The sequence below is a fragment of the Bacteroides sp. RTP31139st1_H2_RTP31139_211217 genome, assembly GCF_040227615.1.
In the GTDB taxonomy this organism is placed as follows: Bacteria; Bacteroidota; Bacteroidia; order Bacteroidales; family Bacteroidaceae; genus Bacteroides; species Bacteroides uniformis.
Genome location: NZ_JBCNZM010000010.1, coordinates 1 through 13,826, shown reverse-complemented (window position 1 = coordinate 13,826; position 13,826 = coordinate 1). Strand labels below are relative to the sequence as shown.

General features: G+C 54.0%; 10 protein-coding genes and 1 pseudogene. 4 read left to right on the top strand and 7 right to left on the bottom strand.

The features are described from left to right. The first annotated feature begins 11 nt into the window (after window positions 1-11). Genes ABUA47_RS02595 through ABUA47_RS02585 form a run of 3 tightly spaced genes read left to right on the top strand, consistent with a single transcriptional unit; the run spans window position 12 to window position 2,893 of the window. Window positions 12-1,151 (top strand): ABC transporter substrate-binding protein, encoded by a 1,140-nt coding sequence (locus ABUA47_RS02595; protein WP_004293586.1) that lies wholly within the window; start codon window positions 12-14, stop codon window positions 1,149-1,151. Then, on the top strand, window positions 1,152-2,132 hold the full coding sequence (locus tag ABUA47_RS02590) for a FecCD family ABC transporter permease (RefSeq protein ID WP_004293587.1): 981 nt from the start codon (window positions 1,152-1,154) through the stop codon (window positions 2,130-2,132). Next, window positions 2,129-2,893 carry an ABC transporter ATP-binding protein gene (locus ABUA47_RS02585; protein WP_004293588.1) on the top strand — a complete coding sequence of 255 codons (765 nt, stop codon included), beginning with the start codon at window positions 2,129-2,131 and terminating at the stop codon, window positions 2,891-2,893. Before ABUA47_RS02590 ends, ABUA47_RS02585 begins: the two co-directional genes overlap by 4 nt. Before the next feature lie 85 nt (window positions 2,894-2,978). Here ABUA47_RS02585 and ABUA47_RS02580 read toward each other — a convergent pair whose 3' ends face one another. The 4 genes from ABUA47_RS02580 to ABUA47_RS02565 are packed head-to-tail and all read right to left on the bottom strand — an operon-like array spanning window position 2,979 to window position 9,142. Further along, the gene (locus ABUA47_RS02580; RefSeq protein WP_004293589.1) at window positions 2,979-4,289 is read right to left on the bottom strand and encodes a hypothetical protein; all 1,311 of its coding nucleotides are present in this window, start codon (window positions 4,287-4,289) and stop codon (window positions 2,979-2,981) included. 6 nt (window positions 4,290-4,295) lie between these two features. After that, window positions 4,296-6,563 carry a hypothetical protein gene (locus ABUA47_RS02575; protein WP_004293590.1) on the bottom strand — a complete coding sequence of 756 codons (2,268 nt, stop codon included), beginning with the start codon at window positions 6,561-6,563 and terminating at the stop codon, window positions 4,296-4,298. A 3-nt stretch (window positions 6,564-6,566) separates the two neighbouring features. Next, window positions 6,567-8,255, bottom strand: coding sequence for a hypothetical protein (locus ABUA47_RS02570; RefSeq protein WP_004293591.1), 1,689 nt, complete (start codon window positions 8,253-8,255; stop codon window positions 6,567-6,569). Further along, a complete protein-coding gene (locus tag ABUA47_RS02565) occupies window positions 8,252-9,142 on the bottom strand; it encodes a hypothetical protein (RefSeq protein ID WP_004293592.1) in 891 nt (296 codons plus the stop codon). The genes ABUA47_RS02570 and ABUA47_RS02565 overlap by 4 nt, the downstream gene beginning before the upstream one ends. An 81-nt stretch (window positions 9,143-9,223) precedes the next feature. On the opposite strand from ABUA47_RS02565, the gene ABUA47_RS02560 reads away from it, so the two are divergent. Further along, on the top strand, window positions 9,224-10,414 hold the full coding sequence (locus ABUA47_RS02560) for a toll/interleukin-1 receptor domain-containing protein (RefSeq protein ID WP_224200102.1): 1,191 nt from the start codon (window positions 9,224-9,226) through the stop codon (window positions 10,412-10,414). Between the two features lie 9 nt (window positions 10,415-10,423). Here ABUA47_RS02560 and ABUA47_RS02555 read toward each other — a convergent pair whose 3' ends face one another. The 3 genes and pseudogenes from ABUA47_RS02555 to ABUA47_RS02545 form a co-directional block, all read right to left on the bottom strand. Continuing rightward, window positions 10,424-11,749 (bottom strand): hypothetical protein, encoded by a 1,326-nt coding sequence (locus ABUA47_RS02555; RefSeq protein ID WP_004293594.1) that lies wholly within the window; start codon window positions 11,747-11,749, stop codon window positions 10,424-10,426. Next, window positions 11,740-12,717 (bottom strand): DUF6046 domain-containing protein, encoded by a 978-nt coding sequence (locus tag ABUA47_RS02550; RefSeq protein ID WP_004293595.1) that lies wholly within the window; start codon window positions 12,715-12,717, stop codon window positions 11,740-11,742. Before ABUA47_RS02550 ends, ABUA47_RS02555 begins: the two co-directional genes overlap by 10 nt. Before the next feature lie 12 nt (window positions 12,718-12,729). Then, window positions 12,730-13,826: pseudogene (locus ABUA47_RS02545) on the bottom strand (phage tail tape measure protein); the annotation flags it as partial.

Genomic DNA, 13,826 nt, shown 5'->3' with positions numbered 1-13,826 from the left:
AAGGTAATGATATGAAAGTATTAAAGAATTTGAGCCTGATGGTGCTGCTTGCGCTGGCATTTGCAGGCTGTCGTGGCAAGAGTTCCCAACTTGCCGATTTCAACAAACAGCTTTACGCTCCCGAATATGCCTCGGGATTCAAGATTGAAAGAGCAGACGGCAGACAGAGCGTGCTGGTTTCCGTCATGAATCCGTGGCAGGGCGCGGATAGCGTCACCACCCGGTTGTTCATCTCCCGTAACGGGGAACCCGTTCCCGAGGGTTTCGACGGGCAGGTCCTCGAAGGGGATGCGCAGCGCATCGTGGCGATGTCCTCGACCCATATCGCCATGCTCGACGCCATCGGCGAGACGGCACGTGTGGTCGGCGTTTCGGGACTCGACTATATCTCCAATCCCGACATTCAGGCACGCCGCGACAGCATCGGCGACGTGGGTTACGAGGGAAATATCAATTATGAACTTCTGTTGTCGCTCGACCCTGACCTTGTGCTGCTTTTCGGCGTGAACGGGGCCAGTGCGATGGAGAGCAAACTCAAGGAGCTCGGCATCCCGTTCATGTATGTCGGCGATTATCTCGAAGAATCTCCGCTGGGCAAAGCCGAATGGCTGGTGGCGCTTTCGGAGGTCGTCGGGAAACGCGCGAAGGGCGAAAAGGTATTCGCGGATATTCCGATCCGATACAATGCGCTGAAACAGAAAGTGTCCGGTGCCGTTCTCGATGCCCCGTCGGTCATGCTCAATACGCCCTACGGCGATTCGTGGTTCATGCCCTCGACGGAAAACTATGCCGTGCGGCTGATTACCGACGCCGGAGGCGACTACATCTACAAGAAGAACACGGGCAACTCTTCGACGCCTATCGACTTGGAGGAGGCATACCTGCTCGCTTCGGAGGCCGATATGTGGCTGAACGTCGGCATGGCGAACACACTCGACGAACTGAAAGCCGCCTGCCCGAAGTTCGCCGATACCCGCTGCGTCCGAAACGGCTATGTCTATAACAACAACGCCCGCACCAATGCCGCCGGAGGCAACGACTACTACGAATCGGCCGTCGTGAATCCCGACCTTCTTCTGCGCGACCTCGTGAAGATATTCCACCCCGAGTTGGTCGAAGAAGATTTCGTATACTACAAACAACTGAAATAGATGCGTTCACGCCCCGTCATCCTGTTCACCGCGTTGTCCGTGCTTACGGTCGGCCTCTTCCTGTTGGATTTGGCTGTGGGCGCGGTTCGCATTCCCGTCGGCGACGTATGGGCGGCCCTGACGGGCGGCGACTGCCCGCGGACTACGGCGAAAATCGTACTGAACATACGGCTGATAAAGGCGGTTGTGGCTCTGCTGGCCGGGGCGGCGCTATCGGTCAGCGGCTTGCAGATGCAGACATTGTTCCGCAATCCGCTGGCCGGCCCCTACGTGCTGGGCATCAGCTCGGGTGCAAGCCTCGGCGTGGCGCTCGTGGTGCTGGCAGGCGTCGGCTCGTCGATAGGCATCGCCGGAGCGGCTTGGCTGGGTGCGGCCGTCGTGCTGCTCGTAATCGCTGCCGTCGGACACCGCATAAAGGACATTATGGTGATATTGATTTTGGGTATGATGTTCTCGTCAGGCGTGAGCGCTGTCGTGCAGATATTGCAATATCTGAGCAAAGAGGAGGCGTTAAAGGCGTTCGTCATCTGGACGATGGGGTCGCTCGGCGACGTGACGGTGCCGCAGCTCGCCATCCTCCTTCCGTCGGTCATCGTCGGGTTGCTGCTGGCCGTATGGACGATCAAACCGCTCAACCTCCTGCTCTTCGGCGAGGAATATGCCGTAACGATGGGACTGAATATCCGCCGTTCGCGCGGTCTGCTGTTTCTCTCGACGACGCTGCTGGCCGGCACGGTAACGGCTTTCTGCGGCCCGATCGGCTTCATCGGTCTTGCCATGCCTCACGTCGCGCGGATGCTCTTCCGCGAGGCCGACCACCGCGTGCTCCTGCCGGGAACCCTTCTCTCGGGGGCGGCGGTATTGCTTCTTTGCGATATCGTTTCCAAAATGTTCACTTTGCCCGTAAATGCCATTACCGCACTGCTGGGAATCCCGATAGTCGTATGGGTGGTTTTACGCAATAAATCGATGACGGTATGATAGAACTGTGCGATTTTTCCATAGGCTACGCAGAGAAGAGGCTTCTCGATAAGGTCGATGCCTCTTTCAAAAGAGGACAGCTGACTGCCCTTATTGGCAGGAACGGCACGGGGAAATCTACACTTCTCCGTGCCATAGCCGGACTGAATCATAATTATTGCGGTAAAATCCTGCTCGACGGACATTGTATCGCAAACATGAGAACTCCGGAGAAGGCAAGGCAACTGGCATTTGTCACGACCGAGCGCACACGCATCGCCAACCTGCGGTGCGAGGATGTCGTGGCTATCGGCCGCGCCCCTTACACCAACTGGATCGGCCGCATGCAGCCTCAAGATAGGGAAATCGTCATGCGGTCGCTCTCTTCGGTCGGAATGGAGGCGTATGCCGGCCGCACGATGGATAAGATGTCGGACGGTGAATGCCAGCGCATTATGATAGCCCGTGCTCTGGCTCAGGAAACGCCCGTCATCCTGTTGGACGAGCCGACCTCGTTTCTTGACATGCCCAACCGTTACGAATTGTGTTCCCTGCTCGCACGGTTAGCGCATGCTGAGGGCAAATGCATTCTGTTCTCCACTCACGAACTGGATATAGCCCTCTCGCTGAGTGACAGAATAGCCCTTATCGATACGCCCGTCCTTCACTGTCTGCCGACCTCCGAAATGATCCGCAGCGGGCATATCGAGCGGCTGTTCAACAATGCCGCCGTACAATTCGACCCCGTGAGCGGGATCGTGAAATCCATGCCAAGAGACTGACTTTCCTGTCGGGAAACACGTCAGACGCAATGAGGGTGTCCCAAAAAGTATTTGGCACCCTCGTATTCGTTGTAAGACATGTCGTTTATTTCGATACCTCGCACATCAGCACGCCTTTCCCCGTCACATCGGCTTTCGAGACCGTGATGGATTTTCCCGTGTAGGTCTTCACGACGGAAGTCCCGGCAGAGTTCCACAGTTTCCATGTATAGGTATAAGCTGTCCCGCCCGTGTCGATTTCCTCACCGCCCCTGTATAACACGGCTTTGGCATCCACGTCATTGCCGTTGTTCTTGATGGTGAACCCCTTCTGGCTGACCAGATCAACCGTGATGGGGTCGGACATATCCGTGAAGGAGATGATGTCGCAGACGACCTTGTTCGCCGAGGCGTTGCCCGCCGAGGTGTCCGTATCCTTGATGGCGCACTTGAAGGTCTCGAAGTTGAGAACGGCATCTGCCGTAATCGTGATTTCGTTTGTCGTCCAGCCTGCCGTCACGCCCCGAGGATTGGTCGAGGTAAGGCATGCCCAGCCGGCACCCAGCATGGAGTTGTAGTAGGGACACGAAACGGCGGCTCCCGATGCGGCTGCGGCACTCAGTGCGGAGGTCAGCGTCACGACCTTCGTGGAGGCGTTGACTGCCGAAATGGTGTACTGTGCCGATCCTATGGTTATCCTGCCTCCCGCCTCCATGTTCATTACCGAAGCGACCGTTATGGTCGTGGCTCCGGCTGCCGCGGCAGCTGTCAGTGTCGTGCCCGCGAATACCGCCGAATCCTTGATGCCCCACGCGTAGGTGACGTTCGTCGTGTCGATAGAGGCTCCGCGCCACAGGTCGCAATGCGCCCTGAGCGTCGCCACCTCGTCGTTCTTGAATACGATGCCGTCGGGTGCATACGCCACGGCGGCGATCATCGCTCCGGCGTTCAGGTGCTGCGTGAACTGAATCTCCGCCCGGAACGGAATCTCCAGCCCGTTGGCGTCGATGTAAACCGCCTCGAAAGTATAACGCACTTGCGGAGCGGAAACGGTCATGTGGTTGGCTTTGACGGTAAGGGCATACTTGGCCGATGCCGCGCCGATGGTGCAGCTGTCCTGTCCGGAGACGATCGCCGTACCGTTCTTGTACCACTTGGCCGAGCCGCTCTTCACGCCTGCCGTAAGCGTCGCGGCATTGCCTACCGAGGTGATCTGGTCGGTCGCCGCCTGACCGCTGACGAAGAGCGAAGGGGTAAGTACCAGATAGGGAGAAGCCGCCCACGAAGGGGCATAGGCATTGTTGTCTCTGTTGTACACCTGTGTCAGGGGCTGCGAGGAGCCGATGAATGCCTGCAACGATACCGCGTCGTTCTGGTCGATGATGGTGACCTGCCCGCGGGCTACTTTTACTGCCATAATAGATTATCGGTTATTTGTTATTTCCACTTCGCAATCGAAAACGGCCTTGCGCCACACGTCCCCGCCGGTTATCTCTATCTCCCTGCCGTAACGCGGTGCGGCGTTCCATATCCTGTCACTCTCCGTATCGCGGCTCGTCCGTATCCAGCGGAAATTGCCGTCGGGAATGAGCGATGTAATCTCTTCACCGCCCCTGTACACCCTGGCACGGAGTACCGTCGAGACGATTCCGTTGCGGAATGTCGTGCCGTTTTCAGACTCCACATAAACAGTATAGGAGGGAGATCCGTCGTAAAGTTTGAAAAAGGTATGGGTCGCACTGATTTTTTCATTACGGTATGTTGCCGTGTAGCGGAGGGTCAGCACGTCGCGCCCTTCCCAGCCATGAAACGGGGGTGTCATTTCAAATACGGCGGCATTGCATCCGGCATCTTTCCATATGCCGTCAACGGCAAGGTATTCCCACTGCCGACTTTCCGGCTCGAAATTGTATTCGGTCGCCACAAGCGGGATATTCTCCGGCTCGCATGCGCCTGAAAGCTCGTCCTTGAAATGGAACGCCGTGCCGCCTGTCAGGGAGACGGAACGGGGCTTGAGCAGTTCCTGCGCCTCCTCATCGAGGTCTTCCCAGCGGATGGTCACATCGCGCAGTTCGATGGTATCCTTGCCCCACTTGAACCGTCCCGAGGCGAAATGGCCCGTCCCGTCCGGATGGATGACGAAAGAACCGTCCCGTGAAACGATCGAGCCGTCTTCGTTCAGCCGCAACAGGGGATTCTGTATGGTACCCCCGATACCTCCCTTATTGAACCAGGCACCGTAATCGTCCGTGTAGGACAAGGCTTCATCGGTCGCCTGATAGGGGGTCACGTTCCTTCCGGCCTCCAATTGAGGGGCGGACAACGACAGGGGGACGGAAGCGGCAATGCCGAGACACATGACGGGGGAATCTGACCCGCGTATGAGGAACGGGACATTATAACGGACCCATCCTTTACCGGCAGCCACCGTCCGATCACCGACAAGATGTTCATCCTGATAGAACCGGATGGCTGCCGTATCTTCCGCTTTTATCCAGACTGAGAAACAATAACAGACTCCTGTATGAGCCTCCCGCCAGGCGGCACTTTGCGCACCAAGAAGACTGTCTCCGGCTATCCGTACACACCGCCCGAGTCCGGCGGGAGATGTTTCATCCAGCTCTTCCGAATGGCTGAACCGGCAGGACAGGCTGTCGGGTATGACATTCTTGTGGATTTTGCCCACATAAAACGTGCTTGAAAAACCGTTCTCGTCTCCCGCGGTAAGCGTGCCGGCTATATTGACATTGCGTGTGGCATAGAGATTCTGGAAATAGGCCCCGTAACCATCCAACATGCCGAAGACCGGATCGATGATGCCGCTGACCTTTCCCACACGGGCCTTGCTCGCCTCGCTGAAAGCGGATACGGAGGCAAGACGAACAATGTTCAGGTCGGCGACCTCGCACCAGTCCCCCTCGGAGGCCAGGCTTGATGTCAGGTCAAGAAACAGGCTCCGGCTGTACTGTGCCGGGTAATCCACGGTGATGACCCATAACTTGTACTTCCATTCCCGGCCGATGGAGATTTCATCTTCCGCATCCGTCTTTTCACGGTTCGTATAGCCGAATCGGATCGGTACGGAACCTGATGTTTTGGAAGACCTGACCTTGAACGATACCAGCAGGCGCTCCGGGTATCCGACCGGTTCTTCCAATGTCAGCATCAGCCCGAAGGAAGCGTTTCCTGCCGGTTCCGCGTTGCGGATAATGCGGACAATGCGTGTCGCTTCCGAATCGGCATCCAGATATTCCGTTTGCAGCATGCTGCCATAAACGGCGTACCTGGACTTGTCCGGCACTCCCGCCATGCCTCCGTCCATGACGGGATAGCACAGGGAGCGTTCGGTCGCCATGCCGTCGATGACATCCATATAGGGTGAATCGCTGTCAGAAGCCGTCAGGTACAAGGCGCCGCTACGTGCCGTATCGAACAGGTTGGTAATCCGCACGAAGTCCAGCAGTTCACCGCCCTGCGGTTCGTCCCCGTCCAGCAATGCCCCGATGAAATAAGGGGCGTCCTTGTCTCCGACAAGCTCCGTTCCGGTTTCTGTCACGCACATCAGCGAATAGACGGTACGCTCCCGTTCGGCATATTGCCTGCGGATGATATCCCCGGCTTGCAGTCCCTGTGTCTTCTGCGAGTCGGGGGCAATACGGATCTTGTATGTCGGATAACGGAATACGGACATGGATTATGACAGTTTTTCCACGGTGTCTCCCGAACAGCTGTCGCTGATCCAGAAGGAACCGTTGGTTACCGAAGTCTTTTCGACCTCGAACTCATAGGCGCGGAACTTACGGCGGGCCACCACCTCGTCGAATGTGGCGGAGACGCCTCCTGTCGTCCGGTTCCGGCGGACAGCCCATCCGCTTCCGGAAAGGCCCGGGGAAAAGAACTCCGAAGAGAGCGACCCGGTAAAGACGCTGTTTCCGTAATGCCGGATACCGTCCTCCACCGCTTGCAGGCGTAACGCCTCTGTCAAGTATAGGATTCTGTCAGTAATCCGGGTGGGCGACGCATGGATTCCGATATGCCCGGCTGCTTCCAACGGAACAGCGACCGTAACGAAATCGGCATCGGTGCGGATATGGAACGATTCGCTGTGACGGTTCTGCGGGGCATAACAGCTCACGGACGGACGGTGTGAAAAATCCGTGCTGTGAGGGATAGCCGTCCTTACGTCCTCTTCCTCGTAGATTACCTCGGAAGAAAGCGATACGCGCTCCCTGTCGCCTGTGAACATAAATCCCTCTGCTGTGCCCATCCGCAAGCGCTTGTGGATAACGATACCTTCATCGGAAGTGTCTACCCGGTATGAGGAGAGCAGGTCGGCGCCGTAGTTGTGGCGGACAGTCAGCGAGCCCGGAAAACAAGCCTTTCCGTAAGGGGAAAGCATCAGACACTCGCCGTCCACGTCCGATATGCCGGAGAACAGGCGTATCTTCGGGGTATGGTCGCCGCCTAAAAGAAGGTCACCGCCGATACTCCCGAACTGTATCTTGTCCTTGTCGGTACAGAGCAGTACGGGAACATCTCCGATCCGGATGCCGAATCCGTCCAGGAACGAGAGGAACCCGCCGAGCGCGACATCCTCTTCCGAAAACGAAAGCAGACATTTCCCTTTGTCGCCCAGTTCCACGCCTTGCAAGGCTTTCAGTCCGCCATCCATGACCGTACTCCCTCGCACCGTCAGATTCCGTCTCACCATGCCGTCCCGCATCGTCCAATCCACCGTGTCCGTATTGGCGTTGCCACGATGATAGACATCCTGCCCGCCCACGGCCAGCCGTGTCGGGGAGATGGATATTCCTGTATCCTCGTCCCCGATAATCCATGCCCCTTTGGAATGTACCGTCGCATCCAGAAAGTCTATATGGGAAGCGTTGATTGTAGCGGTGGCCTTGTCCGCGTCGTAACGGAGCAACTGCCTGCCGCCGATATGCAGGCTGTCGCCCCCGACTTTCAGGTTGCCGGTAATCCTGATACCGTACTCGATGGCAGTTACCACACCTTCCGGATCGGTAATGTCCTGCGAATAGGTTTCCAGGATACGGGTGTTTCCAATGCCGGCTTCGAAACCGTAATTGGCACTGAGCTTGCCGGTCATGTCACCGCCCGATTTCTTCAGGTAATCCAACAGCAAGCCACCGCTTCCGGAACCGCCTTCTCCCGTAACGGCTCCGGCAATGGCGGATGCAAAACCGTAAGCGGTATTCTTCAGTCTCAGGCTGGTCTCGTCGCCTTCCTCGATGCCGTAAGGATGCTCGTCGTCCTTTTTCTGCTGGGCATTGAAAAAGTTATGGTACAGCTGTGCATAGATGGAATAGCACAGGCTCTCCTTGTCGAGGGTTTCTATATCGGGATGCAGTTGTACGCTCATTTGGTATAGCTGGTCTTGGAAAGAAATTTCTGGATACGTGATGTCAGCGAGATGAAGTTCGGCATATTGATCGGCGACATCGTGCCCATCAGTGTGGGAGTCATGATTTTCGAACATTCCGTCAGGAAGTCGAGCATCAGCCGGGCAAGCTCATTACCCAGAACCAGCGGCTCGGTGGCATTCTCGTCACCGAGCGTCACCTTGTTGTCGGCAACGGCAACGGTCGTGGAATTGACCTTTTGTACCACTTTATCTGCTGTCTGTCTGACTTCAGACTTGTCCACCGTATGCGTGATGCTTTCCGCATCGATAACGGTTGTCGCTTCCTTGTCCTTGTCATTCCTAACGGTTGTTGTGACGGCCGTCGGCGTATAGTGGGTGGAGGTCTCGTTACCGGTGGTTTCCAGTTCGTCGTAGTCCGGGGAAGAGTCGTTTTCCGGATCCAGTTCCTCCATTTCGGTCACGCCGATGACGGTTTCCGTGCGGGCATTGAGCCGCAGGATATCCACATGGGAGAAGTTAACCACATAGGCATAACGGGTGGCGGCATCCATGAAGATGGTCACGTCGGAAAAAAGTGCGGGGACGATCAGGAAGCCGCCTTCGCTGTTGGTGGCGGCCGAGAGCAACACGCCTTTATGGATAACAGGTTCGGCGGAGGCCGTCTCGTCCGGGTACTCGCCGACATCAATGGTACCGCCGTAGTCGGAAAACTCCTCGTCCGAGGGGTTGTCGTGTATCTTGGCGACATAGCCGTGTATCATGCGGGCCGTACCGATACCGGACATGCCTCCGGGAGCCAGATTGATACGCTCCATACTCCGTCCCAAGGCTATCTTGCGGATAGCCTCACGGATAAGCAACTGGTTGGATTTGTCTGAAGACATGAGTTTTTTGAAAGAATAGGAGGAGCATAGTTTATTGGTTGCCAATTATTTTGTACTTTTGCAAAGACAATGATATTACTTATGAAACAAGAAATTTTAGAATCCTATATTACATATATATTTGATTTCTTTCAAAAATCAAGATGCTTTAAAGCCGGGCAAGGTAACATGCTCAGAAATTTTAGATTTGCAGCTGAAAAGCAATTTACTCGTAATCAATTGGGTATATTGTATTTCCTGGTAAATACCCTCATTGATAATGGCTATCTCTACTTAAAAGATAGAGATTTTATAGCTCTTACGGAGAATGGTGCCGATGTTATAAATGGGGGAGAGTGTGTTATTCCTAAAATTTCCCTTGAGCGGACAATTTATGAAAAAGAGACCAGTAGATCAGATATATATGAACAGCTTTGGAATATTATCGGATCGAACAAAGAAAATGATTATGCGCCGCTGTATGTAGATGGACCATTGTTTTATAATACAATCAGGCCATATTTAACAACATTGTCGTTACCTCATACATATGGGGAATATATGGCAGAATTGCGGGAAAAGGAAGAATTTACATCAAGAATTAAATGGTATAGGACTTTATTTTTAGCTCTTGATGAGAATGATGTACAAAAATTCCTCAAAGATTTGTCTATCAAAATAAACAGGCTGCTGCTAATGAATACTCCAAAAGATGCGATACAAGAAGCTTTGAATCCTTGGGCAGATGTAGACATTCCTACAATCGATAATACGCCTCTGCCTGAAATTCTCAATAAAGTGGCGGAAGAACCAATTGTGAATAAAAACAAGCCGTTTGTGTTGATTTCGTATGCGTGGGAGGTAGAAGACAATGTCTTTATGAATTGGATTCAAACTTTCGCCAAAGATTTGCGAAGACGAGGGATTGATGCTCAAATAGACCAGTATCAACCTCATGGAACTGACTTGCCTAAATTTATGCTTGAAAGCATCCGTAAGGCAACTAAAGTTCTGTGCATTCTGACTCCAAAGTATAAAGAGAAAGCTGAATCCGGTAAAGGAGGTGCCGCTTATGAAGGGGGTATAATATCACATGAAATATATAACAATCAGGGAACCACTAAATTTATACCGGTTGTACGCAAAGGGTCTTTTGAAACTTCGACACCGGATTTCATTAGTGGAAGAAAAGGTTTTGATTGCTCTACTGACGATAAATACAATAGCGAACTTCCGAATATTATCAAGGTAATAAACGAAGAACCATTGATAGAAATTCCTCCTGTTGAATAACGGTAAATCTTATTTCCTAATTTTATACGGAATACTCAGTTGTTGCCTGTATCCACCCACCCCGAAAGTAGTCGTTACCTCTTCCACGAGGTATACGCCGTTCTTGGAAGGATTACGGTAGTCGATCAGTTCCACCTGTACGGCAGGAGACAGTCCGAAATCCCCGAATACTGTCACATTGCCGGTGATTCCGTTCAGATTGTAATTCCGAAAGTATTCCGTCGTCTCTTCTACAAGCCGGTCGGAATTGATTCCGACATGAGGTGACATATATGGTACGATGGTATATGTGGATAAATCCACCTTGGTCCTGGTCTTCGCTCCTGATGCCGTCGTGTTGCCCGTTACTTTGTGCGTCTTTTTTGAAATCTGCGTGGCATTGACCGTCTGAAACTCCTTGCTGCCCGGCGTCGCCGGGTCGTATTCAGGATTCATGCGTACTGTCACCTCAAAGAATTTTTCATCCGTCCCGAGTGCCTTGCCCGTCACCGCCAAAAACTTCGGATCGGTCTTGACCACTTTCAGGTTGCTCTGCGCCACATGCTCGTTGAAGTATATCCTGTACGGTCCTGTCGATTCATCCTCCGGGAATACCGGCTGAGCCTTGCTGGACGAATAAGGACGCCCGACGGCAATGGACGGTATGGCCCCGTCATCATCGGCATCGTATTTTAAAAAACAGTAGACCTTGTACTTCGACCATTCGGAAAGGATATCCGCTACCGTGAAGTTGTCCGTGACCTTTACCTTGCCGATATGTATCTCAAACCGCTTCGTATCCGAGTGTATCCTGAAGCCGGTATCTTTCAGGATATTATACTTGCCTTCCAGCACCTCGTTCACCGTCGTCCCTTTCGCCGGGGTCTCGAAATGAGGTGCCTGTTTCAGTTTGAGTTTGTAGGCCATATTCTCACACTGGATTTCCAGCGTGCTGTCCGAATTGTATCCGGTAATGTATCCGTCGAACATATTTTTCAGCACGCCGTTGTAGCCCAGCTTGATATTGATGCGCTGTCCGACCTTGAATGTCGTCTCGTCAACCAGACGCTGCGCGCTGCGTTTCTCGATGATGACACCGTCCTGCATCACCTCCGTCGTTATCCTCGACACGTCCTTGCCCTCCAATGTCACGTTCCCGATAATCGTGGAGCGGCATACCGACCCTTTCGGGAATATCACTTTGGCCGTTCCGATCAGCTTCTTGTAACTCTCGTTGATTTCGAGCGACTGGACTTCCGTAATCTCCACGCCGTTCTGTATCCTCATCGGATTGGATGGGTCGGCATCCCCGATGGTGATGCGACAGCAGAGGATATCCATTGCAGCTATACCCATAAACGTGTCAGTTTAAGCAACGAGGCGGGGTCGATGACCTCCGTACCGAATTTAACATACTTGATCCACTTGTTCGTGTGCTTGATGGCCGTGTCCACCTTTTCCTGTTCCGCCAGTTTCAGTTCCACGGCTTCCGATGGCTCCACGGCGACACAGTTCAGCGAATACGGCTGCACGTTCCGGCAATCCGTAGGCTGTAAGGTATAGCCCTGTATAATCAACCGTGAAATGTTGAACTGGCGCAATACCGTGTTGTCGCAATCGATGACACCCTTGTATTGTACCAGCCTGATAAACTTGGACACTTCCGCCTCGGGATACACGTCCGGGTATTTGGAGGTGATCTTGCCGTTGATGGTAATCTCGAGGTCACCCCCGGATATATATTCCTTGCGGGTATAGTCCCGCCCCTGTACCCGGGTCAGCAGGATATTGTTCCGGCTGCTGACCTGTACCTGCGGTCCCAGGTCCACGAATGTCACCAGTCCATACCGGCTGTTCGGCAAAACCTTGCACTCGCTGTTGTCATAATACTTCCCCTCCTCTGATATGGACAGTTCCAGAAAATCCGCCACTGTCCGGCCGACGATGGAATCGATATGGTTTTTCTTCTGCGCCACCGCCTGCTGTTCCCTGATGAGCTGGTAGTACTGTCCGGTCTTGTTCGCAAGGCTGGACTGCGACTGTGTCTGAAGATATTTGTCCCGCACCTGCTGTTCCCAGTATTTGAGGTATCGGGGATAGGAACGTAGCAACCCGTAAGCCGTCTGCGAGGCAACCTGTATGGCTGCCCGTTTGAGCAGGTCATGGTGCCTGGAGAAGTAATGTACCTGCCCGTCCTGCAATTCGGCAAGCCCCATGCCCAACGCCAGACGCGTGGCGTTGCTGATGTATCCGCCAAGCGAACCGTGGTTGAGTATGCCTCCGCTCAACAAAGTCGAGGCCGCGATTTGTATCAGTCTTCCCATAATCCTTTCATTTTATGCGTTCCAGGAGGCATCGAAGTCATGCACGACATCGATGAGCGCCTGTGCCAGTTGTTCTTTCAGGTTCTGTATCTCTTCCGTCTGCCCCTCCTTCGACTTCATCAGGTCGATGGTCCTGACACTGAGCAGGCTCTCTATGTTCACGATGACCTGTTTAGGTGCCGCCGAGGACAACCGCCCCGTGCCGGAATAGTTGCCGCCGGCCCCTCCGTCATCCAGATGCGTGTTGGTAATCGGGTTGGCAGCAAACGGACGTGTATCGTTGGAATCCGGTTCGTTGCCGTACTGGTCGGGAGTGAAGCCCGCCACGCGGAGGATGTTCTCGGCTGCCTCCGCCGAACCTCCGAAAGTCTGCCGGAGCGATGAAAAGAACTTCACGAGTGTCGTATGTGCCAGCTTGCGATGCGCGATGTTGTCTATACGCTGCGCATCGGTGGCGTTCTGCCCCAGTGCCCGCTGTTTCCATAGCCCGTTTTCGTCCTGCTCGAATCCCCAGGCCCTGAACTGGTCAAAGTCGAACCCTCCCTTACGCATCAGCTCATGCGCATTGGCGGCACTCGATATGGCATTCCGATAAGCGGTGGCGGCACGCACAATCTCCGGAACGGTCTGCGTGTTCATGTACCGGGCATAGTCGTATGTGCGGGCGGCAACCGCTTCCGACCTGTCCCCGATATCATTCACATAGACGGCCTTGCCATCCTGCATACGCCACAAAGACTTGTCGAGATCCTTCTCCTGTTGCCCGAAACGCTCCTTTACCGTCTTGAGGAAAGCGTCCACTTCCAATACCGTACCCATCTTCCCGAACTCGGCGTACGCGGCATCGATACGTGTCTGGCTGTCGCGTTTGGCAAGGGTGACAAGCGCATCCCTTATGTCATCCTGACGGGCTTTGTCCATGTTATACACATGGTCTCGCGATACCATCCCCTCAGATGAAGCGATGGCAAATTCCCCCAAGAACCCGGCCCACCAGTTGGATGTGAAGGCTCCGATTTTATGTCCCGAAGCCTCTTCGATACTTTTGCCGGCAACGACCTCGTCCACGGCACGCTTTGTCTTGACAGCCATGTTATAGGTCTCGCTCA

What these genes read in the sequence shown, in the direction of transcription:
- ABUA47_RS02595 (WP_004293586.1), top strand. Translation starts at nt 12, where the DNA reads ATGAAAGTATTAAAGAATTTGAGCCTGATGGTGCTGCTTGCGCTGGCA.
- ABUA47_RS02560 (WP_224200102.1), top strand. Translation starts at nt 9,224, where the DNA reads ATGAAACAAGAAATTTTAGAATCCTATATTACATATATATTTGATTTC.
- ABUA47_RS02555 (WP_004293594.1), bottom strand. Translation starts at nt 11,749, where the DNA reads ATGGGTATAGCTGCAATGGATATCCTCTGCTGTCGCATCACCATCGGG.
- ABUA47_RS02550 (WP_004293595.1), bottom strand. Translation starts at nt 12,717, where the DNA reads ATGGGAAGACTGATACAAATCGCGGCCTCGACTTTGTTGAGCGGAGGC.
- ABUA47_RS02575 (WP_004293590.1), bottom strand. Translation starts at nt 6,563, where the DNA reads ATGTCCGTATTCCGTTATCCGACATACAAGATCCGTATTGCCCCCGAC.
- ABUA47_RS02585 (WP_004293588.1), top strand. Translation starts at nt 2,129, where the DNA reads ATGATAGAACTGTGCGATTTTTCCATAGGCTACGCAGAGAAGAGGCTT.
- ABUA47_RS02570 (WP_004293591.1), bottom strand. Translation starts at nt 8,255, where the DNA reads ATGAGCGTACAACTGCATCCCGATATAGAAACCCTCGACAAGGAGAGC.
- ABUA47_RS02565 (WP_004293592.1), bottom strand. Translation starts at nt 9,142, where the DNA reads ATGTCTTCAGACAAATCCAACCAGTTGCTTATCCGTGAGGCTATCCGC.
- ABUA47_RS02590 (WP_004293587.1), top strand. Translation starts at nt 1,152, where the DNA reads ATGCGTTCACGCCCCGTCATCCTGTTCACCGCGTTGTCCGTGCTTACG.
- ABUA47_RS02580 (WP_004293589.1), bottom strand. Translation starts at nt 4,289, where the DNA reads ATGGCAGTAAAAGTAGCCCGCGGGCAGGTCACCATCATCGACCAGAAC.